1 protein-coding gene is annotated in these 275 nt (G+C 40.4%); it reads right to left on the bottom strand.

Annotated elements, in window-relative coordinates; all coding sequences use genetic code 11:
• The coding region (locus IEJ02_RS49660) for a hypothetical protein (protein WP_223865643.1) at window positions 1–255 on the bottom strand (255 nt) is incomplete at its 3' end.
• Window positions 256–275: the final 20 nt, after the last annotated feature.

Genomic DNA, 275 nt, shown 5'->3' with positions numbered 1-275 from the left:
GTCTTTGAAGTAGGCCTCATTGAAAAGAAGTCGGTCTAGAGGTCCGATTCTTCCCCAAAAAATGTGACCCGGGCCTGTCCAACTTCTGTTATTTAGAGCAACTTGTGTGTTGTTGTAGTGCGGGTTTCCAGTGTTGTTCCAGGGATTGTGAGAATTTACAGGAATATATATTTGTGCAGGAATGTAATGAACTTGACTGTTCACTGCAACTGCTGCAGCAAGTAACACAATCAAGTAATAATACTTGATGCACATGTTGTATTATTTACATGTAG

Source organism: Streptomyces sp. 5-10 (assembly GCF_014712245.1).
Taxonomy (GTDB): domain Bacteria; phylum Actinomycetota; class Actinomycetes; order Streptomycetales; family Streptomycetaceae; genus Streptomyces; species Streptomyces violaceusniger.
Note: the sequence above shows the minus strand (reverse complement) of the source record. Positions and strands in the feature narration are given on the sequence as shown.